This is a genomic window from Streptomyces malaysiensis subsp. samsunensis (assembly GCF_024519315.1).
In the GTDB taxonomy this organism is placed as follows: Bacteria; Actinomycetota; Actinomycetes; order Streptomycetales; family Streptomycetaceae; genus Streptomyces; species Streptomyces malaysiensis.
In genome coordinates this window covers 1-19,631 of sequence record NZ_JANIIC010000108.1, presented here as the reverse complement: position 1 = coordinate 19,631, position 19,631 = coordinate 1, and the positions used below count along the sequence as shown (strand labels likewise).

At 72.9% G+C, this 19,631-nt stretch carries 14 protein-coding genes; 4 read left to right on the top strand and 10 right to left on the bottom strand.

All coding sequences use genetic code 11. The annotated features are described in order from the left end of the window. Nucleotides 1-282: 282 nt before the first annotated feature. The 7 genes from NQU54_RS45935 to NQU54_RS45905 all read right to left on the bottom strand — a co-directional run bounded on the left by NQU54_RS45935 (nucleotide 283) and on the right by NQU54_RS45905 (nucleotide 8,509). Complete coding sequence (locus NQU54_RS45935; RefSeq protein ID WP_257636229.1) at nucleotides 283-1,218, bottom strand: cation diffusion facilitator family transporter; 936 nt, start codon at nucleotides 1,216-1,218, stop codon at nucleotides 283-285. A 105-nt stretch (nucleotides 1,219-1,323) separates the two neighbouring features. After that, nucleotides 1,324-2,520 carry a mannose-6-phosphate isomerase, class I gene (gene manA, locus NQU54_RS45930; RefSeq protein WP_257636228.1) on the bottom strand — a complete coding sequence of 399 codons (1,197 nt, stop codon included), beginning with the start codon at nucleotides 2,518-2,520 and terminating at the stop codon, nucleotides 1,324-1,326. Nucleotides 2,521-2,655: 135 nt separating this feature from the next. Continuing rightward, nucleotides 2,656-3,960 (bottom strand): SIS domain-containing protein, encoded by a 1,305-nt coding sequence (locus tag NQU54_RS45925; RefSeq protein WP_257636227.1) that lies wholly within the window; start codon nucleotides 3,958-3,960, stop codon nucleotides 2,656-2,658. Nucleotides 3,961-4,039: 79 nt separating this feature from the next. After that, the gene (locus NQU54_RS45920; RefSeq protein WP_257636226.1) at nucleotides 4,040-4,222 is read right to left on the bottom strand and encodes a Trm112 family protein; all 183 of its coding nucleotides are present in this window, start codon (nucleotides 4,220-4,222) and stop codon (nucleotides 4,040-4,042) included. A 359-nt stretch (nucleotides 4,223-4,581) separates the two neighbouring features. Beyond that, the gene (locus NQU54_RS45915; RefSeq protein ID WP_257636225.1) at nucleotides 4,582-5,940 is read right to left on the bottom strand and encodes a phosphomannomutase/phosphoglucomutase; all 1,359 of its coding nucleotides are present in this window, start codon (nucleotides 5,938-5,940) and stop codon (nucleotides 4,582-4,584) included. 156 nt (nucleotides 5,941-6,096) lie between these two features. Further along, nucleotides 6,097-7,713: an L-lactate permease gene (locus tag NQU54_RS45910; protein WP_257636224.1), complete on the bottom strand. Its 1,617-nt coding sequence runs from the start codon at nucleotides 7,711-7,713 to the stop codon at nucleotides 6,097-6,099. A 346-nt stretch (nucleotides 7,714-8,059) separates the two neighbouring features. Next, nucleotides 8,060-8,509 carry a DUF3499 domain-containing protein gene (locus tag NQU54_RS45905; RefSeq protein ID WP_100807049.1) on the bottom strand — a complete coding sequence of 150 codons (450 nt, stop codon included), beginning with the start codon at nucleotides 8,507-8,509 and terminating at the stop codon, nucleotides 8,060-8,062. Between the two features lie 341 nt (nucleotides 8,510-8,850). Here NQU54_RS45905 and NQU54_RS45900 point away from each other — a divergent pair, with 341 nt between their 5' ends. Then, nucleotides 8,851-9,270 (top strand): metallopeptidase family protein, encoded by a 420-nt coding sequence (locus tag NQU54_RS45900; protein WP_257636223.1) that lies wholly within the window; start codon nucleotides 8,851-8,853, stop codon nucleotides 9,268-9,270. A 129-nt stretch (nucleotides 9,271-9,399) separates the two neighbouring features. On the opposite strand, the gene NQU54_RS45895 is transcribed toward NQU54_RS45900, so the two are convergent. The 3 genes from NQU54_RS45895 to NQU54_RS45885 all read right to left on the bottom strand — a co-directional run bounded on the left by NQU54_RS45895 (nucleotide 9,400) and on the right by NQU54_RS45885 (nucleotide 15,590). Next, a complete protein-coding gene (locus NQU54_RS45895; protein WP_257636222.1) occupies nucleotides 9,400-10,971 on the bottom strand; it encodes a DUF5719 family protein in 1,572 nt (523 codons plus the stop codon). Then, nucleotides 10,968-14,984: a glycosyltransferase family 2 protein gene (locus NQU54_RS45890; protein WP_257636221.1), complete on the bottom strand. Its 4,017-nt coding sequence runs from the start codon at nucleotides 14,982-14,984 to the stop codon at nucleotides 10,968-10,970. Before NQU54_RS45890 ends, NQU54_RS45895 begins: the two co-directional genes overlap by 4 nt. 342 nt (nucleotides 14,985-15,326) lie before the next feature. Continuing rightward, nucleotides 15,327-15,590: a WhiB family transcriptional regulator gene (locus NQU54_RS45885; protein WP_004952403.1), complete on the bottom strand. Its 264-nt coding sequence runs from the start codon at nucleotides 15,588-15,590 to the stop codon at nucleotides 15,327-15,329. A 702-nt stretch (nucleotides 15,591-16,292) separates the two neighbouring features. Between NQU54_RS45885 and NQU54_RS45880 the strand changes: the two genes are divergently transcribed. From NQU54_RS45880 to NQU54_RS45870, 3 genes are all read left to right on the top strand, one after another. After that, a complete protein-coding gene (locus NQU54_RS45880) occupies nucleotides 16,293-16,862 on the top strand; it encodes a cysteine dioxygenase (protein WP_257636220.1) in 570 nt (189 codons plus the stop codon). Nucleotides 16,863-17,012: 150 nt separating this feature from the next. Further along, a complete protein-coding gene (gene cofD, locus NQU54_RS45875; protein ID WP_069871068.1) occupies nucleotides 17,013-17,975 on the top strand; it encodes a 2-phospho-L-lactate transferase in 963 nt (320 codons plus the stop codon). Beyond that, nucleotides 17,972-19,384 (top strand): coenzyme F420-0:L-glutamate ligase, encoded by a 1,413-nt coding sequence (locus NQU54_RS45870; RefSeq protein WP_257636219.1) that lies wholly within the window; start codon nucleotides 17,972-17,974, stop codon nucleotides 19,382-19,384. The genes cofD and NQU54_RS45870 overlap by 4 nt, the downstream gene beginning before the upstream one ends. Nucleotides 19,385-19,631 lie beyond the last annotated feature (247 nt).

Here is a 19,631-nt window from a genome sequence, read left to right as displayed (position 1 = left end):
TGGGTTTTCCCCCACCCCGCACCTTCCCGAGACCGGGGGCACACCCCCGGGCCCCCACCGGGGCTCCGCCCCAGACCCCGGCTCGGGCTCCCCGTCCTGGGCCTCGGTCCGGACCCGGTTCGGGGTTCTACCCCTGGGCCCCGGTGCAGGGGGCTCCGGCGCCCGCCCCGGGCCCGTCGGAGGTTCGGTCCGGTGGTCCATGCGCGGGGCGGGGGTCGTGGGTGGGTGATTTGTGGGGTTCGTTCCGTGGCTCGGAACAGGGCCTCAGCTGGCTGCCGTTGGTCAGGCCGGGGTGGTTGTTGATGTGGAGGTTCGGAGGATGTCCGGCTCGAGGTAGATGACGCGGGCGATGGGGACCGCTTCGCGGATGCGGGCCTCGGCGGCGTCGATCGCGTGGGCCACCTCTGCCGCCGTGTCGTCGTGCTGTACCGCGATCTTGGCGGCGACCAGCAGCTCCTCGGGGCCGAGGTGGAGCGTGCGCATGTGGATCACGGCGGTGACGGTGTCGCCGTCCACGGCCGCTTCGCGGATCTTGCCGACCTGGGTGGCGTCGGCCGCCTCGCCCAGCAGCAGGGACTTGGTCTCGGCCGCGAGCACCAGGGCGATCAGGACCAGCAGGGTGCCGATGCACAGGGTGCCGATGCCGTCCCAGACGCCGTCGCCGGTCAGCAGGGAGAGGCCGACGCCGCCGAGTGCGAGGACCAGGCCGACGAGGGCGCCGAAGTCCTCCAGGAGGACGACGGGGAGCTCGGGGGCCTTGGCGCGGCGGACGAACTCCGGCCAGCTCAGCCTGCCGCGGATCTCGTTGGACTCCTTGATGGCCGTACGGAAGGAGAAGCCCTCGGCGATGATCGCGAAGAGGAGCACCCCGACCGGCCAGTACCAGTGCTCCAGCTCATGGGGGTGCTGGATCTTCTCGTAGCCCTCGTACAGCGCGAAGACACCACCGATGGTGAACAGCACGATGGAGACGAGGAAGCCGTAGATATAGCGCTCGCGGCCGTAGCCGAAGGGGTGCTCGGGGGTGGCCTCGCGCTTGGCCTTCTTCCCGCCGAGGAGCAGCAGCCCCTGGTTGCCCGAGTCGGCGATCGAGTGCACGCCTTCGGCGAGCATCGACGACGAGCCGCTGAATGCGAACGCCACGAACTTGGCTACGGCGATGGCCAGGTTCGCGCCGAGCGCGGCAACAATCGCCTTGGTTCCGCCTGATGCACTCATATGTGCCGAATTTCCCTTCCACTACATGGCAGCTCATGGCAGCTTTGCCAGTGCTTTACCGCCTCACGGCGGGCCATTGTTCCAGCCGCTCGAACGGGCCGTACCTCAGGCGGTCACTGTGGCCCTGAACACAGTGCCGTCGCCGCTCAGGGAGGCCCTCTCGCCGGCCGGTACGAAGGCCGACTGCCCGCGTGTCAGGGGGAGTTCGCCGTCCGCTCCGCGCAGGGAGACCTCGCCCGAGGCGCACAGCAGGATCTGCGGGCCGGTCGTCGGCAGCGGGCGCGGATCGGCGCCGTCGGCCAGGACGTGGCGGGAGAGCCGGAACTCGTCGATGGGGGTGGTGTAGAGCTCCTCGCCCGAGGGGTCCGCCTCGGGCCGCAGCACGGCGGGGGCGGCGCTTTCGAAGCGGACGATGCGCAGCAGTTCGGGGACGTCCACATGCTTGGGCGTCAGTCCGCAGCGCAGCACATTGTCGGAGTTGGCCATGATCTCGACGCCCAGGCCGTCGAGATAGGCGTGCGGAACGCCGGCGCCGAGGTAGAGGGCCTCGCCGGGCTGGAGGGTCACGAAGTTGAGCAGCATCGCGGCGATCACCCCGGGGTCGCCCGGGTAGTGCCGTGCGATGGAGGCGTACGCCGCGTACGCCGGGGCGTACGGTCCGTCCAGCGCGCCGAGCCGCTCGGCGGCCACAGACGCCTGCCTTACGGTCTCCGCCATCGCCTCCGGGTCGGCCGTCAGCACGGCGGTCAGCACCTCGCGCAGGGCGTGCGACTCCGGATGGGCGTGCAGGATGTCGACGTACGGCTTGAGCGAGTCGACCTCGAGGGCGGCCAGCAGCTCGGCCGCCTCGTTCGGGTCACGGAAGCCGCAGAGCCCGTTGAACGGCGTGAGCGCGCATATCAGCTCGGGCTTGTGGTTGGCGTCCTTGTAGTTGCGGTGCGCGGCGTCGATCGGAACGCCGCGCTCCTCCTCGTCCGCGAAGCCCTCCTTGGCCTGCGCGAGGTCCGGGTGGACCTGGAGCGACAGCGGCGAGCCGGCGGCCAGCACCTTGAGCAGGAACGGCAGCCGGGGCCCGAAGAGCCTTACGGCATCCGCGCCGAGCTCGCCCTCGGGATCCGCGGCGATCACCTCGGAGAGCGCGACGGAGCCCGTGCCCCGGTCGACCCGGGACGGCGCCCCGGGGTGTGCCCCCATCCACAGCTCGGCCTGCGGCTCGCCCGTCGGCTGGACGCCCAGCAGCTCCGGGATGGCGGTGGTGGAGCCCCAGGCGTAGGGGCGCACGGTGTTGGCGAGGCGGTCCATGCGGTGCGGTTCCTGACTGTGCAGTGAGGGACGTGGGGCGGTGGGTGCGCGGCTTACGGCGCCACGTTCTTACGCGTTCTTATGGCGTCACGGTCTTACGTCGTCGCGTACGTACAGCATCACGTTCTTACGGCGTCAAGTTCTATCGGCCGAAGCGAGCGCGAGGTAAACGGCGGCGAAATCCGTGATGGCGAGAAGTTCCGCGGCGCTCTCCAACAGGGTGCCCTCGGCCGGTTCCAGCTCGCTGAACGCGGTCTCATGCGCCAGCGCCAGCTCCCGGGCGGTCGGCACGGCCGAGACCGGGCCCACCGGCTCGTCGTGGAGCAGCACGATCCGGGCGCGGAGCGCCTCTGGCTCGTCCACCCGGTCGCGGAAGAAGTCATCCGGATCGGCACCGCCCGCGAACGCCCCGGTCAGCAGCGCGCCATGCGCGGCGAGCGCTCCGGGGAGCTCGGCGACGAGCGCGGGGCGCCCGACGAGCGCCGCGAGCAGCCCCGAGAAGCGCCGTCCGGTGGCGGCGGCGACCGGGCCCTCGGTCCACAGCAGCGGAAGCGCCCCGGCGAGCTCGGCCGCGAGCGTCTTGGCGGGGTTGGTGTAGGTGGCGATGGCCGGGCCGCAGCGCTCGGCCACCTGGTCGAGCCGGTCGGCCACCTGCTGGAGCGCGGTGGGCGGCGCGGACACCAGGCCGATCCGGTCGACCAGCAGGAGCAGCGGGGTGAGCAGGGCCCACAGCGTGCCGGGCAGCGCGGGGCCGGTCATCTCGTCGGGAGCGGTGCCGGGCGGCTCGACGGGCTGCGGGACGGAAGGCGTCCCGTACGGGGCCGGGGCATCGCCCAGGGCGCCCTCGGCGAGGGCGGTGTCCTCCTCCGCCGCACCGGGCGCCAGCGGGTCCCTGCGGTACGGATCGGTGCCGTATCCGCCGGTGGCGTACGGGGCCGAGTTGTCCGACGCCGTGGCCAGCGGCACCATCAGGCCGCGCGCCTGCGCGACCGCGTCGGCCAGCGGGGACCGGTCCGGGGCCACAGCGACGATCGCGCAGCCACGGCGGTACGTCTGCTCGACCAGGCGCGGAAGGCCCGGTTCCGTACCGTCCGGCGTCGCGAGGACCAGCAGGTCCAGCGGGCCCGCCCAGCCGGGCAGCGCCCAGCGCAGCGCGCCCGGCGCCGGGGCCACGCCGGTGGGCACGATCAGGCTGACCGGGCAGTTGCCTCCGCTGAGCGCGCCGAGGAGGTCGGCGGTGCAGCTCCCGGCCGCTCCCGGGCCCGCGACCATGACGGCGCGGGGCCGCCCGTCCGGTTTGAGGTCGCCTATCCCCGCCTCGGCGGCGTGCCGGGCGGCGGTGCGGACGCGGGCGCCGGATTCGGCGGCTCCGCGCAGCAGCCCGCGGGTGTCGGCGCGGGCGAGGGCCTCGGGGGCGTCGAGAAGGGATTCGTCGAGCATGGTGCTTCGGCCTCCGATCGCCGTGGCGGGCGGTACGCGCGGGACCGCGCGGGGGCTGGGGCTCCGGCAGGCCGCCGGGTCAGACCGGGCGGCGCGCCTCGTCGACGAGCAGCACGGGGATGCCGTCCCGGATGGGGTACGCGAGACCGCACCCCTCGCCCGTGCACACCAGCTCGGGGGTCTCCGGGGACTGCTCCTCGCGCAGCGGGGCGTGACACGCCGGGCAGGCGAGGATCTCCAGAAGACCGGCTTCGAGCGGCATGGGGTCGTCCCTTCGGGTGTGAGTCCAGCCGGACATCGGTCCGGCGTGGTCAGCGTACCGCCGGGCGGGGGCGCGGCGCGGCCGGTGGGCACCGGAACCCTGGGGCTCCCCGGGCTCCGGGAACGCCATGCGCCCTGCGGACCGCCGGGGCGCCTTCCGGGCGGACTGCCGGGGGCGCGCCTCCGGGCGGACGGCGGTACGGGCCTCCGTGAGGACTCCGCCAGGACGGCCGTAAGGGCTCCATAAGGACTTCCGCAGAGACTTCCGTAAGGACGCGGCCTGTCGCGGGGGCCGCGCGCGGAGGGCCGACGGACGGCTGTAAGGGCCGCGCGCGGCCGTAAACGCGCGGCCCTGAGAAGCTACGCGCGGACGATCGAGAGGACCTCGTCGCGGACCCCGGTCGCCGTCTTCGTGTCCCTCGCCTCCACGTTCAGACGCAGCAGCGGCTCGGTGTTGGAGGGGCGGAGGTTGAACCACCAGTCGGCGGTGGTGACCGTAAGGCCGTCGAGTTCATCGAGCTCGGCGCCCTCCCGACCCTCGTAGGCCGCCTTGACCGCCTCCATCCGGCCGGTCTGGTCGTCGACGGTGCTGTTGATCTCGCCGGAGGCCGCGTACCGGTCGTACTGCCCGACCAGGTCCGACAGCGGGCCCTTCTGGCCGCCGAGCGCGGCCAGGACGTGCAGGGCGGCGAGCATGCCGGTGTCGGCGTTCCAGAAGTCGCGGAAGTAGTAGTGCGCGGAGTGCTCCCCGCCGAAGATCGCGCCGGTGCGGGCCATCTCGGCCTTGATGAAGGAGTGGCCCACGCGGGTGCGGACGGGGCTGCCGCCGTTCTCCTTGACGACCTCGGGGACCGACCAGGAGGTGATGCAGTTGTGGATCACCGTCCCGCCCGGGTGCTTGGCCAGTTCGCGGGCGGCGACCAGGGCGGTGACGGCGGAGGGGGACACCGGCTCGCCGCGCTCGTCCACCACGAAGCAGCGATCGGCGTCGCCGTCGAAGGCGAGCCCGATGTCGGCGCCGGTCTCGCGGACCCGGGCCTGTAGATCGACGATGTTCTTGGGGTCGAGCGGGTTGGCCTCGTGGTTGGGGAAGGTGCCGTCCAGCTCGAAGTAGAGGGCGTCGAGCTCGAGCGGGAGCCCCTCGAAGACGGTCGGGACGGTGTGGCCGCCCATGCCGTTGCCCGCGTCCACGACGACCTTCAGCGGCCGGATGGCGGCCAGGTCCACCAGCGAGCGCAGATGGGCCGCGTAGTCGGCGAGTACGTCCCGCTGGGTGATGGTGCCGGACTCCGCGGCGGGCTCGGGCGCCCCGGTGCCCGCCCATTCCTCGACCAGGGCGCGGATGTCGGCGAGCCCGGTGTCCTGGCCGATGGGGGCGGCGCCCGCGCGGCACATCTTGATGCCGTTGTACCGCGCGGGGTTGTGGCTGGCGGTGAACATCGCGCCGGGCAGGCCGAGGTACCCGCTCGCGAAGTAGAGCTGATCGGTCGAGCACAGCCCGATCTCGGTCACATCCACCCCGAGCGAGGCGGCACCGCGCGCGAAGGCCCGCGCCAGACCGGGTGAGGAGGGGCGCATGTCATGGCCGACGACGATCGCGTCCGCGCCGGTCACCCGGGCGAAGGCGGCGCCGAAGAGTTCCGAGAGCGACTCGTCCCACTGGTCCGGGACCACACCGCGCACGTCGTACGCCTTCACGATCTGCGACAAGTCGGGCACAGCCAACCCCTTCTGGAGGTCCTGGTGGAGATGTCTCGACGGACGTCTCTGCGGATGTCCCTGCGGACGTCCCTGCGGACCTCAAAACCTACCCGCAGGACCTGGGCCGGAACTGTGAGCCCCGTCGCGCGGCGTGCTGCGGCGCCCCGGACCGGGTCACGGCAGCATCCAGCCCAGCAGGAAGGAGGACTGCGCGACGACGATCAGACACATCACCAGCAGCAGCGCGACGCTCCACGGCAGCACCTTACGGAGCAGATCGCCCTCGCGCCCCTTGAGCCCGACCGCCGCGCACGCGATGGCGAGGTTCTGCGGGGAGATCATCTTGCCGAGCACCCCGCCCGAGCTGTTGGCGGCGGCGAGCAGATCCGCGGAGAGCCCGGACTCACGGGCGGCGGTCACCTGGAGGGAGCCGAAGAGGGCGTTGGCGGAGGTGTCCGAGCCGGAGACGGCGACGCCGAACCAGCCGAGCACCGGCGAGAGGAAGGCCAGCCCGGCCCCGGCGGCCGCGACGAAGTGACCGATGGTGGCGGCCTGTCCGGAGAGATTCATGACATAGGCGAGCGCGAGCACCGAGACGACCGTAAGGATCGCATGACGCAGTTCGCGCACCGTGGCCCCCCACTCCCGCAGGGCGTCGCCCGCGTTCACCCGGAGCACGGCGGCGGTGGCCACCCCGGCCACCAGCACCAGGGTGCCGCCGGTGGCGATCAGCGGCATGGAGAAGACATTGGCGCCGACCGGCTTTCCGTCCGGCGCTGCGACGTCCAGGAAGGGCCAGTCGAAGGTGCGGGTGGCCTTGGCGAAGAGGTCCTTGACCGGGCCGATCTGGGCTATGGAGAAGATCGCGACGATGAGCGCGTACGGGGCGTAGGCGCGCAGCACCTCCGGGCGCGGGTCCTCGTGGTCCAGGTCGTCGCTGCGCACACCGGTGAGCACGGCGGCGCGCACCGGCTCCTCCGCGGGCCGCCGGGCGGCGGGCACGGCCATCAGCACGGCCGCGCCGGCCAAGGCGGCCGCGATGTCGGCGAGCTGGACGGAGAGGTAGTTGGAGACGGTGAACTGGGCGATGGCGAAGGCGATTCCACAGGCGAGCGCGGGCACCCAGGTCTCGCGCAGCCCGCGCCGGCCGTCGACGATCACGACCAGCAGCAGCGGGACGACGAGGGCGAGCAGCGGGGTCTGCCGGCCCACGACGGAGGCGACGGAGTCCAGCGGCAGCCCGGTGACCTGAGCGAGTGTCACCACGGGGGTGGCCATGGCGCCGAACGCGACGGGCGCGGTGTTGGCCACGAGTGCCACGACGGCGGCGCGCACCGGGTCGAAGCCGAGCGCCACGAGCATGACCGAGCAGATCGCCACCGGCGCGCCGAACCCGGCCAGCGCCTCCAGGAGCGCACCGAAGCAGAAGGCGATGACGAGGGCCTGGACGCGGGGGTCGTCCGAGAGACCGCCGAAGGAGCGGCGCAACACGTCGAAGTGGTCGGTGCGGACGGTCATCCGGTACACCCACAGGGCGTTGACGACGATCCACATGATGGGGAAGAGGCCGAAGAGCACCCCCTGGGCGGCGCTGGAGAGGGTCTGGCCGACGGGCATCCCGTACGGGAGCCAGGCAACGAGAGCGGCGACGACAAGCCCTATGGGGCCCGCGTAGTGGGCGCGCATCCGCACCCCGCCGAGCAGGGCGAGAACGGTGAAGAGGGGAAGGGCGGCGACGAGGGCGGACAGGGAGAGTGAATCGGCGACGGGGTCCAACTGCTGCACGAACACACGGGCCTCCCGGCGTGGGCCATCCCTGGAAGGTCACATCCGTAATGCGGAAACGGAGGACCCTGGGGTGCAGGCATGGTCGTGTCCACGCCAAGTCGCAGTCAATGCTCCGTCAGCAAGTGATCCCGGAGAACGTCAGAGGGGGACGCCGGAAACGCCGGAGAGGACCGCGGGGAGGGCGGGGCGAGATCGCGGTGAACCGTGCGCGAGCGGGGCGAGTTCGCTGAAGACCACGGAGGATCCAGAAAGATCGCGGAGGAACCAGGAAGATCGCGAGGAATCGAAGAGGATCACATGGGATCGGGGAAGGCCGCGCGGGATCGGAGAAGATCGCGCCGGAAGCCGGTCAGGGCTCGGGCGACCGCAGGACCCGCAGATGGCCGCGGCGCGGCACCTCGCGCGGGTCGCCCTCCCGGCCGCCGTGCCCGGCGCCGGGGCCACCCGAACCGGCCGCCGCTCCCGCCGCGCGCTCCTGCGGGCGGGCGGCCTCGCGGACCGCGTTGGCCAGCGCCTCCAGATCGTCACCGCTGGGCCGGGGCGGACCGGTGTCGACGGCGAGCCGGACGACCTCCCAGCCACGCGGGGCGGTCAGCCGCTCCGAGTGCTCCGAGCACAGGTCGTAGCAGTGGGGTTCGGCGTAGGTGGCGAGGGGTCCGAGAACGGCGGTGGAATCCGCATAGACGTACGTCAGCGTCGCGACGGCGGGGCGGCCGCAGGCGGTGCGCGAACAGCGACGTACAGGGCTCACGACGTTGGACGGTACCGCACTCTTGAGCGGGCCGCGACGACTCTCCACCAGCTCACTCCGCCGTGTCGTCCCGGTTCGCCCTCTGCACCCGAAACGTGAACTTACGGGCTGACCAGCATGGACTTCCAACGCGACAACAACCGCCGACAACGAATCCGGTCACCACTCGAACCGAGAGAGGTCATCCTGGATCAGAGAAGCGGCCCAAGAGACGTCCGTTTTTGGACCCAAGCATGGCTGGAATGCTCATTTGGCGACATCCGGCACGGCTGTCCGGTAAGCGCATGAGGGCGGGCGGACGACAGCTACCCTCGTGAGTGATGACCAGGCCCGTACACCCCCACCAGTCCGAGCCGCGTCCCCGTCGTCGCGATCGCCACGGACGGGGTATGCGCGGCCCTATCGCGCCACCCCAGGTGCCGCTCTCCATCAGCCGCGCGGAGTCCTTCGTCGATCTTGTGCAGGACTCGGCGGAGCGGCTGGAGAGACGGTGGCCACAGCTGTCCGGGGTCGACTTCACGGTGCTGGAGGTGCCCACGTCGGGACTCGGCGGGCCGGGGTCGGGCGGCGGACCCGACGGGCACGGCGGAACGGACGGCTGGGACGGCGAGTCCGTGCCGCTCGGGCGCTTCATCGCGGCCCGCGGTGACACACCGGACCGGATCGTGATCTACCGCCGCCCGGTCGAGATCCGGGCGAAGAACCGGGACGAACGGGCACTGCTGGTGCACGAGGTCGTGGTCGAGCAGGTGGCGGAGCTGCTGGGGCTGGCCCCGGAATCCGTGGACCCGCGGTACGGGCAGGAGTAGCGGGCGGCGCCCTGAGGACGGCCATGACCGGCGCGCCGGGACGCGAGGCGCCCCGGGGCGGGCGGCGGACCCCCGAGACTTCCGCCGATCCGCTCAGCCGTCCTGGTCGCTTTAGTCGCCTCAGTACTCTCAGTCGTCGTTGAGCAGGGACATGTCCTGGCCCGCCTCGGGCACCACGACCGTGCCCCGGTCGTCCGGCAGCGACTGGATCGTGAACATCGGCACCCCGTGCTGCGTCAGCTCAAGCATCCGCGAGGCGTGTACCGGACCGCCGGAGAGCCGCTCGACCGTCACCGCGTACGGGCCCTTGCCCGAGGCCGGGCGGGGTGGCTCCAGGGCCTTGGTGGTGCCGCCCTTGACCTCGTAGGTCTTGCTGACCGGGCTGCCGCCACCGGCGCCCGCGGAGGCGGTGATCCGCACCTTGGCGGCCGCCCGCGGCGCCACCAGGGAGAGCGTCGAGCCCTTGGTGCGGTTGTCGGCCGCGGTGGCGCTGCGCTCGATCGCGGCGGTCGCGGGGATGAACGCCGTCTCCTGGTCGCCGCCCTTGCCCCGGGTCACCTGGAGCGCGGCCACCACCGGGGTCGCCGGGCCCTCGCCGCCCTCGGGGGTGAGCAGCAGCGAGCCGGGCTCGCCCTTGGTCACGTCGCCGAGGTCGATCGCGGCGGTCATCCCGCTCTTGACGTGCAGCGACTCATGTCCGGCCGGGGTGATCGAGTTGTTCGGCCCGGCCAGCCGCACCTTGAGGTCGGCGTCGTCGGACCCGGGCGCGAAGACGACCAGGCGGGCCGAGGTGGCGTCCTTGGGGATGCCGGGGATCGCCACACTCGAGGAGGGCACGGCGGAGGGGGGAAGCCAGTCGCTACCGGCCTTCTGGTCCACGGCCTGCACCTCCGCCCCGATCCGGCCGCTGCGGGCCGTCACGCGGAGCGAGGCGCTCTCCGCCCGCTGATCGGTGAGGGTCGAGAGCAGGACCGGGAGCGTGGAGCGGGGCGGGACCGTGATCGACTCATCGGTCGCCGACTTCAGCCGACCACTCGGTCCGTAGAGCTTCAGATCCACCTCGGCCGCGGCGTCGTCCGGGTTGGTCAGATGGACGAAGTCCTGGCGGCCCCGGTCGGTGCTGACGCCGGGGAACCAGAAGTCCGTGTCCGGCGCCGTGCACGCGGTGCCCAGGATGCCGCGCCCGCTGCCCGCGTCGATCGTAGTGGTCTGCTGGACGGTCCAGCCGGGCGCGAATCGGCCGTCGGCGGTGCCGATGAGCGCGGGCGCGCCCGCGCTGCTCACGTCGGTGGTGACGGGCTTGCCCGGCTCCTTCAGGGGCAGCACGGGCTTGTCGCCGCCCGAGGCCGCCTGGCCGCCCTTCCCCCCGTCCTTGCCACTCTTGTCGTTCTTGTCGCCCTTACCGTCGCCGCCGGGATCCGTCACGTCGTCAGCGGCGTTCTGCGCGGGCAGCAGTTCGGCGGTGCCGTCCTTGGCGTCCACGCCGTCCCGCTTGGGCGTGTACGCGGTGTAGGTGGTGCTGCTCACATCCGAGGTGGAGGGCGTCGGGCACAGCAGCGTCGAGCGCTGCACGGGCAGCCTGGTGGCGGCCTTACCGGCGGAGCCCGCGTCATCGGAGGAGCCCCCGGTGAGGGCCGCGACGCCGGAGATGGCGGCCAGCGCCGTGGCGGCGCCGATCAGGGACAGGGTGGTGCGGTTCATCGCTGCTGCTCGCTCCCGTCGCGGCGGTCCTCGGGGTCGGCGCCGCCGTACGTCGTGTCGCCCTGCGCGGGGTAGCCGCCGTCGGTGTAGGGCTGCTGCTGGTCGTAGCCGTAAGGGTCGGCGTACTGGCCGCCCGCGTACGGGTCCGCCGGGTACTGGCCCTCCTGCGCCGGGTACTGGCCGTCCTGGTAGCCGGCCGGATAGCCGGTGTCCTGGTAGCCGCCCTGGTAGTCACCGGCCTGGTACTGGCCGCCGGGGTACTGGTCCGCGTAACCCTCGCCCGGGTACTGCTCCCCCTGGTACTGACCGGCCGGGTACTGCCCGTATCCGGCCTCGGCGTACGTCTGCGCGTCCCACTGCCGCTCGTACTGCTGCCCGTACTCCTGCTGGTGCGGCACCGCCGCGTACGGGTCGCCGGCGGCCGCCTGGTCACCGTAAGGATCGTGCGCCGCGGCCTGGTCGCCGTAAGGGTCGCCCATGGCGGGCGGCTCTACGGGTGGCGCCAGCGGCGGCTCGCCCGGCTGCGGGGGGATCCCGCCAGGCTGCGGGGGAACGGCGTCCGGCTGCGGGGGAAGGGCGTCCGCGGCGGCCGGATCGGCCTCCGGCCGCCCCTTGGCGGCATCGGCCTGCCCGGTCTGCGCGGCCTGCGCCTCCGCGGCAGCCCGCAGCCGCCGCGCCCGGCGGCCGTCGCCCGCCAGGTCCTCGGCGGTGATGACGGCGGCCGCGCTCTCCGCGTCCGGCAGGTCGTCGTCGACGTTCCGGCGGCGGCCCGGCAGTGCCAGCACCAGCAGGACGACCGCGAGCAGCCCCTGGGCCCACACCCATGCGGTGTGGGTGATGGGCGCGTCGTAGGTGAGGTCCAACCGGCCGCCGTTCGCCGGGAGTTCGAAGCCCTGCGCCCAGCCGGCGACCGTCGTCGGCTTCAGCGGTTCTCCGTCCAGCGTGGCCTGCCAGTCGGGCGCGGACCGGTCGGCGATCCGCAGCACCCGCCCGGCCGCGCCGTCCGGCACGGTGGTGTGCGCCTCGACGGGGCCGGAGGCCACATGCACCGGCTTGGCCGCGGCCCCGCCCGCCGGGCGGCCCGAGGACTCGGCCGGGACAATGGAGACCCGCGAGACCCGCTGGTCGACCCGCCACAGCACGCCGTCGTGCTCCCGGCTGAGCTGGGTGAGGCCCGGGGTCGCGTTCAGCACCCGCTCCATCTCGGGCGGCGCGCCCTTCTGGACGTAGACATAGCGCACCGCGTAGCCGCCGAGCTGGCGGGTCTGGTCGGCGCCGGAGCCCGCGATCAGATTGGCCACGACACCGTCGAGCCCGCTGTCGGAGTAGCCCTTCGCCGCGAGTTCGCCGTCGCCCAGCCGGGCGCCGGAGCCGCGCACCAGGGCGTAGTCGGCGCGGGCGGCGCTGCTGCCGCCGCCGAGCACCAGGGTGCGGGCCTGGTCCTCGGTGGCGCTCTCGGCCGCCACGAACGCCGGGACCTGCGAGGGGTCGCGCCGCCCCACCGGGCCGTCCGCGCCGCTCGCCATCCAGCTGACGGCGGCGTACAGCGGCGCGGCGACCGTGGCGACCGCGATCAGCAGCGCCACCGGCTGGCGCCAGCCGAAGCTCTGCGCCGCCACCCGCTCCCGTGCGCCCTCGGCGCCGACCACACCGGCGATCAGCAGCGCCAGGCCGTAGACGAGGGTCGCGGGCCCGGCCCAGCCGGGACCGCCCGTGAGCGCCGCGAAGAGGAAGCCGGTGAGCGCCACGACCCACGCGGTGCGCACCACCGTCTGCCGCTCCCCGCGCATCAGGGCGGCGAGCGCGGCCAGGACGAAGCCGAGCAGCAGCAGCGTGCCGCCGCCCTTGGGCCCACCGGGGCTGAGCGCGAGCAGTTGCAGGACGGACGCGGAGCTCGCGCCGCGGTCCAGCCCGGCCTCCTCCAGGAAGCGGGCCGGGTCGGTGAGGAGATCCAGCGACCAGGGGGCGAGCACGACGAGCGGGGTGACGATCACGCTCAGGAACCGCAGCCCGTATCCCATGAGCTGCTCGGTGCCGCTCTGCCGTTGGCGCAGCGCGAGCACGCCGACGCCCAGGAGGAGGGCCATCGGCCAGACGACCGGGGTGAAGGCCATGGTGAACGTCAGCAGCAGTGCGTACGCCCATGTCGCCCGCCAGCTCGGCAGCTTCGACCCGTTGCTCGTGAAGCCGGTCGCGGCGGCCGCGGCGCGGGTCATCAGCGGCAGCAGTACGGCGAGCACGGCGGTGCCGAGCCGCCCGCCCGCGAGCGCCCCGGTCGCGGCCGGGAGGAAGGCGTACGCGACGCTTCCCCAGGCGCGCAGCAGCCGGGACTCGACCAGCGGCCGGGAGGCGAAGTACGCGATGAACCCGGCCAGCGGCACCGAACAGACCAGCAGCAGGGTCAGCGTGAAGCCCGTGGAGCCCAGGAAGACCGTGGCCAGCGCGGCGAGTGCGGCCAGATACGGCGGCGCGGACTGCGTCCCGCCGGTGCCGACCGGATGCCAGCCGTCCACATAGCTCGACCACAGGTCGGAGACATGGGCGGGCGCGGGCAGCAGGGCGCCGCCCGCGAGCGCGCCCGCACCGAGCAGGTCCCGGCAGGCGACCAGCGAGACCACCAGCAGGACGAGGAAGAGCATCGGGCCGGGCTTGCGCGCGACCCGCTTGAGCCGGGCGAACTGCTCGACCTCCAGGAAGTCGGCGTCATCGTCGCCGGGCCCGGACTCCACCGCGCCATGCCGCCCGCCGGAGGACAGCTCGGGCTCGGAACGGCCGCCCATATTGCTGGCGACCTGCTCGACCGTCGCCCTTACGGTCGCGCCGGGCGGCGGGAAGAGCGGCCGCAGCTCGCTCGGCTCGGTCGCCGGGCGCCCTCTGCGCTTGCGCGCGGCGAGGATCCGCCCCGGCCGCAGCAGCACGCCGAAGAGACCGGCGACCTCGTCCAGGGCCTGTCCCGGCACCTTGCCCACGAGATAGGCCAGGGTACGCAGCAGCGTGCCGAGCAGGAGCCGCAGCATCACATAGGGCAGCAGCGCGCCGCGGGTGTTGACCAGCAGGGTGTAGACGGCGCCGGCCTTGTCCACGCGGTGGGGGTTCGCGACGGAGCGCCCCACGCAGTCGATGGGCCGCCGCTCGCGCGCGGACGCCTCCGCGTGCCGCAGCACGGCGTCCGGGGCGATCAGCACCTGGTGCCCGGCCGCCTGGGCGCGCCAGCACAGGTCGACGTCGTCCCGCATCAGGGGCAGCCGGGAGTCGAAACCGCCCAGCTGCTCCCACACATCGCGGCGCACCAGCATGCCCGCGCTGGACACCGACAGCACCGGGCGCACCTGGTCGTGCTGGCCCTGGTCCTGCTCACGCCGTTCCAGACCGGTCCAGCGGCGGCCGCTGCGGGCGATGCTGACGCCGACTTCGAGCAGCTGCCGGCGGTCGTACCAGCCGCGCAGCTTGGGGCCGACGATCGCGGGCTCGCGGTTGGCGGTGAACTCGGCGTCCACCACCCGCAACAGCTCGGCCAGGGCGTCCGGCTCGGGCGCGCAGTCGTCGTGCAGCAGCCACAGCCACTGGATGGGCTCGCCGTGCGGCAGCTCCGGCATGTCGTACGCGTCGTCGCGCCAGGTGCGGTTGACGGGGTCCCAGCCGCTGGGGCGCTTGAGGTACGCGAGCTCCTCGGGGCCGAGTACGGGCGCCGTACGGACCGCTTCGGCGACGGCCGTGCCGAAGCCGCTGCGGCGCGCCATATGCAGCACCCGGTCCTCGCCGAGGGTCTCGGTGAGCAGCCGGGCCGAGTCGTCGGCGCTACCGGTGTCGGCCGCGACGACGCTCTGGACGGGGCGCTCCTGGCCGAGCAGGCCGGACAGCGCGTCGGGCAGCCAGCGGGCACCGTCGTGGGCGACCAGTACGGCGGTGACGACATGACGCGGATAGGCCGGTGTCTGGGCCTGTTCTTGAGCGGGCGCAAACGCGGCGGTGGCGGCCGGATATTGGGCCGCCGAGTGGCTGTGCACGGACATCGAGGTACGGGCCCCGGTTCGCTGGACTGCGGTGGACGCGCGCGCCCATGGGGGCGTTGGAGCGTCTCGGACGGGGCCCCACACTAACGGCTGTGTATGCGACCGGTCCGCCTCCCGTCGCCATGGGCGCGGAGAGCGGACCGCTCACGGTGGCTCACTCCGTCGTGAACTGTGCGGATATGTCAGTGCGGGTCATACGGTTCCGGCGGGCTTGGTCGGCCGGGTGGGCCTGGTGGCTCCGGCGGGGCCTCGTGGGGCCGGCGGGTCTGGTGGGGCCGGCGTGCGTGACGGCCCGGCGGTCTGACGAACGGGTGTCAGACGGCGGGTGTGAGACAGCGGGTGTCAGACGGCGGCCTTCTTCAGTCGGCGGCGCTCACGCTCGGACAGACCGCCCCAGATACCGAAGCGCTCATCGTTGGCAAGGGCGTACTCGAGGCACTCGGAACGGACCTCACACGCGAGGCAGACCTTCTTCGCCTCACGGGTGGATCCGCCCTTTTCCGGGAAGAACGATTCGGGATCGGTCTGGGCGCACAACGCGCGCTCCTGCCAACCGAGCTCCTCGTCCGCCTCTTCGACCAGCAGTTGCTGGAACAACTCGGTCATGTGCGCCCCTCGTCTGTCTTTGCGTCCCCGTGCCTGATGCCGTCGGTGAATCGGCAGAACGACACGAGTGAAATTACAAGTGTGCCGATCCGGGCCAGTCAAGCCGAGATCTGCTATTGGGCCTCTTATTCACTCTGCGGAACCAAGGCTTCACGGAAAGTGTTCAAATCGGCCTAAACGCGACACCTTCCCCATCCGTTGCCCGGGTCTCTCGTCTCTCGCTCAATGAGAAGGACGCCATCGGCGCCGGTCCCGTTGCATCGCGCGGGAGATGGGGCGGGCGTGGAGCGTGGTGGTGCGGGGGTGATGCGGGGGTGGTGCGCATTGCTGCGCCGTGTCACCGGTACAACGCGCGCACAAACCTTTCTGCTTCCACAGTGACCGGATGAGGTGAACCTTGACCTGAAAGCTGAGATCAAGTTGACAGCGGTACGGCGATCCGGGTCTCCTTGGTCACATGTCAGTGACCCACGCGCCCCTGCCGACCCGTGACCACGGGTTCCGCTGCGCTGTGCGGGCTCGCTGTCGCTGTTCGAGCTGTTGATGCCCTCCGAGCTCCAGCTTTCTCCGCTTTCCCCGCCTTCTCCGCGTGTTTCGCGCGGCGTCTCGTTCTGACACCGGACACCGCACGCCGCGTCCACACCACACTTCGCGTCCTTACGGCGCCCTCCCCGCGCCCTTTCCCGCCGAGGAACCACCCGCATGAACAGCGACGTCCAGATCGCCGGTGACCCGCTCGACATCCCGCATCTGCTGCCGCCCGTACCCGCGCACCCCTCCACCGTCTCCGCCTTCGCGGGCCTGGCCCGCACCATCGCGGCCGACCGCGACGGCTGGGCGCCCCTTGTCCGGTACGACGCCACCAGCCGCTGGTACCACCGGCTGCGCACCGGCCCCGGCTATGAGGTGTGGCTGCTCAGCTGGGTGCCCGGACAGGGCAGCGGAGCCCATGACCACGGCCGCTCCTCCGGGGTGCTGACGGTGCTCCAGGGCGAGCTCACCGAACGGGTGGGAACGCGGGGCGTGGGGCATACGCTGCGCGCCGGCGCGCAGCGCGTCTTCGCGCCCGGTTATGTGCACGACGTCGTCAACGACTCGCTCGAACCGGCCGTCAGTCTGCACATCTACTTCCCCGGGCTGACCGAGATGCCGCTGCACCCCACCCAGAGCGCCGAGTTGTCCGCCGCCACGGCGCTTGTCACGGCGCCTGTCGCGGCCCCTTCCGTGCCTCCTGCCGCGGCCCCCGGAACGCTGGGCGTCATGGGCGGCTGAGCCGCCCCGAACGCCCGCGATGTCCGAGGCGGCTGCAACCCCCGCCCGTCACCCACCACCACCCTCAGCGGATCAGCCTTCGGCTGACAGCCCCACCCGTCACCCACCACCACCCTCAGCGGATCAGCCTTCGGCTGACAGACTGTCTTCATGCGCATTGTGGTTCTGGCAGGCGGTATCGGCGGCGCCCGTTTCCTTCGCGGTCTGATGTCGGCGGCTCCGGACGCCGACATCACCGTCATCGGGAACACCGGCGACGACATCCACCTCTTCGGCCTCAAGGTCTGCCCCGACCTCGACACCGTGATGTACACCCTCGGCGGTGGCATCCACGAGGAGCAGGGCTGGGGCCGGGCCGGAGAGACCTTCGCCGTCAAGGAGGAGCTGGCGGCGTACGGGGTGGGACCCGAGTGGTTCGGCCTCGGCGACCGCGACTTCGCCACGCACATAGTCCGTACGCAGATGCTCGGCGCGGGCTATCCGCTGAGCGCCGTCACCGAGGCGCTGTGCGCCCGGTGGCAGCCCGGGGTGCGGCTGCTGCCCATGACGGACGACCGTGTCGAGACCCACGTCCTGATCGACGACCCGGAAGGCGAAGGCCGTAAGGCCGTCCACTTCCAGGAGTACTGGGTGCGGCTGCGCGCCTCCGTGCCCGCCCACGCCGTCGTTCCGGTCGGCGCCGACCAGGCCAAACCGGCGCCCGGCGTCCTGGAGGCCATCGCCGACGCCGATGTCGTCCTCTTCCCGCCGTCCAACCCCGTCGTCAGCGTCGGCACGATCCTCGCCGTGCCCGGGGTGCGCGAGGCCATCGCCGACGCCGGGGTCCCGGTCGTGGGCCTGTCCCCCATCGTGGGCGACGCGCCCGTGCGCGGCATGGCCGACAAGGTGCTCGCCGCCGTCGGCGTCGAGTCCACCGCCGACGCCGTCGCCAAGCACTACGGCTCTGGGCTGCTGGACGGCTGGCTCGTCGACACCGTGGACGCGGGCGTGGTCGAGGAGGTCGAGGCCGCCGGGATCCGCTGCCGGGCGATCCCGCTGATGATGACGGATCTCAAGGCCACGGCGGCGATGGCGGCCGAGGCGCTGACGCTGGCGGAAGAGGTGCGCGGATGACGGAACTGCCGTCGTATCAGGTGTGGGCCCTGCCCGGGATGCCCGAGGTGCGGCCCGGTGACGACCTCGCCAAGCTCATCGCCGACGCCGCGACCTCCGGCGGTCTGCCGGGGCTCGCGCACGGCGATGTGCTGCTGGTCACGTCCAAGATCGTCAGCAAGGCGGAGGGGCGCGTCGTCGAGGCCGCCGACCGCGAGTCGGCCATAGACGCCGAGACCGTGCGGGTCGTGGCGCGGCGCGGCCGCACCCGGATCGTCGAGACCCGCCACGGCCTGGTCATGGCCGCCGCCGGGGTCGATGCCTCCAACACCCCCGCCGGGACGGTTCTGTTGCTCCCCGAGGACCCCGACGCCTCGGCGCGGGCGATCCGGGCCGGGCTGCGGGAAGTGCTCGGCGTGGAGATCGGCGTCATCGTCACCGACACGTTCGGGCGGCCGTGGCGCACCGGCGTCACCGATGTCGCCATCGGGGCCGCCGGGGTGCGGGTCCTGGACGATCTGCGAGGCGGGGTCGACGCGTATGGGAACGCGCTGAGCGCGACCATCGTCGCCACCGCGGATGAGCTGGCCGCCGCGGGGGATCTGGTCAAGGGCAAGGCCGAGGGGCTGCCGGTGGCCGTGTTGCGGGGGCTTCCGCAGGTGGTGATGTTCGAGGGGCTGGACGGGGTCGGCGGGGTTGAGGCGGTCGGCGAGGCCGAGAGGCATGGCGGGGCTGAGGGGCATGGCGGACCAGGCGTCGATGGAGGTGCGGACGCGGGGGCGCGGGCATTGCTGCGCGGCGCCGCGGACGACATGTTCCGGCTGGGCACCTCCGAGGCCGTACGGGAGGCCGTGAAGCTGCGCCGTACCGTCCGGGAGTTCACTGACGAGCCGGTGGACGGCGCGGCGGTGCGGCGCGCGGTGGCCGCCGCCGTCACCGCGCCCGCGCCGCACCACACGACGCCATGGCGCTTCGTCCTGCTGGAGTCGGCGGAGTCACGGACGCGGCTGCTGGACGCGATGCGGGACGCCTGGATCGCCGATCTGCGGGGGGACGGCTTCTCGGAGGAGAGCGTCGCCAAGCGGGTGCGGCGCGGGGATGTGCTGCGCAAGGCGCCGTACCTGGTGGTCCCGTGCCTGGTCGCGGACGGCGCCCACACCTACCCCGACCCGCGGCGGAACACGGCGGAGCGCGAGATGTTCGTGGTCGCGGCCGGTGCCGGGGTGCAGAACCTGCTGGTCGCGCTGGCGGGTGAGGGGCTGGGCTCGGCGTGGGTGTCGTCCACGATGTTCTGCCGCCCGGTGGTGCGCGAGGTCCTGGGCCTGCCGGACGACTGGGACCCGATGGGCACGGTCGCGGTCGGCCATGCGGCGGTTCCGCCGGCGGCACGGGCGGAGCGGGGGGTCGAGGGGTTCGTGGTGGTGCGGTAGGGGGTTGTGGCCGGGGTTGTGCGGGCTGGTCGCGTGGGCCGTTTCGCGGATTGGGGTTGTGCGGGCCGGTTGTGCGGCGGGGTCGTGTGCGCGGGGGGGGCGGGGGCGCGCGTTGTGCGGGGGCGGGGGGCGGGGGCGGGGGCGGGTGGGGGGGGGGGGCGGGGGGGGGGGTGGCGGGGGGGGGGGGGGGCCGGCGGGGGGGGGGGGGGGGGGGGGGGCGGTTGGGGGGGGGCGGGTGGGGGGCGGG